Source organism: Micromonospora sp. NPDC050417 (assembly GCF_044458865.1).
In the GTDB taxonomy this organism is placed as follows: Bacteria; Actinomycetota; Actinomycetes; order Mycobacteriales; family Micromonosporaceae; genus Micromonospora_G.
In genome coordinates, this window is record NZ_JBITIH010000077.1 from 1 (window position 1) to 1,024 (window position 1,024).

General features: G+C 69.3%; 1 protein-coding gene. It reads left to right on the forward strand.

The window, feature by feature from the left end:
* Positions 1–35: 35 nt before the first annotated feature.
* Positions 36–1,024, forward strand: a 989-nt coding sequence (locus ACIBF5_RS32730; RefSeq protein ID WP_396816760.1) for a hypothetical protein, incomplete at its 3' end; no start/stop codon positions are given.

Sequence of the window (1,024 nt, forward strand, 5' to 3'; positions counted from 1 at the left end):
TGCTGTACGACGCGCAGCACGGCCTGTACGACGGGTTGTCGGTCGGCGTCGACTTCAACCTCGACCCGACGGTCGGCGATGTCGAGTGGAACGAGAAAGACCAGGTCTACGACGTAAAGCGCGCTAGCTGGCGCGAAACGTCGTCAACCCCGATGCCCGCTTTTGACGATGCCCGCGTAACCAAAGTGGCCGCGAGCCGAACCCCGAAGGAGCCCGGCATGCCGGAGCAGAACGAGCCGAACGAGGCTCAGACCACGCCACCGGCGGCCGGTGGCGTCCAACTCAACCAGGACCAGCTGACCATGCTTCTGTCCCGGCCCGGCGCGATTCAGGCGCTCGTGGCCGCGCAGCAGCCGCAGACGCAGGCCGGCGAGCAGGTGATGCCGACCGGCGCGCTGACGCTGTCCGCAGAGCAGGTCGACGGCCTGATCCGCGCCGGCCAGCTCGGTGCACTGCTTGGCGTGCCGCACCTCGGCCCGGCGGCCCCGTCAACGCAGGAGCAGCGCGCGAGCGTGGACCCGACCCGGCGGACGATTGCGGCCAGCCAGGTTCGGGAAGCGATCCCGTACCGGTTCGACCGCAAGGGCAATCTCACCGCCGGCCCGCAGTACGATTTCTCCTCCGACCTGTGGCGCGCACAGCGCGGTGACGGCGAGTCGTACGAGCGGGCGCTGACCTTCGCGCGAGGGCAGATCGGCGGCTTCGTCGCATCGTCCGCGACCGCCGCCGAGTTCGAGACGGACATGGCCGACGTCGCCGCGCTCAACCCGTCCCGGCAGCGGCCGGATCTGTGGGTCGATCAGCTCGACTACGCGACGCCGCTGTGGGACTTCGTCAACCGTGGCCCCATCGCCGACGCGTCCCCGTTCATCGTGCCGAAGTTCTCCAGCTCGTCCGGGCTGGTCGGCGACCACACGCAGAACCAGGAGCCGACCGCCGGCACGTACGTCACCACCACCCAGACCATCACCCCAAGCCCCTTGTCCGGCAAGGCGGAGATCACCCGTGAGGCATGGGACCAGGG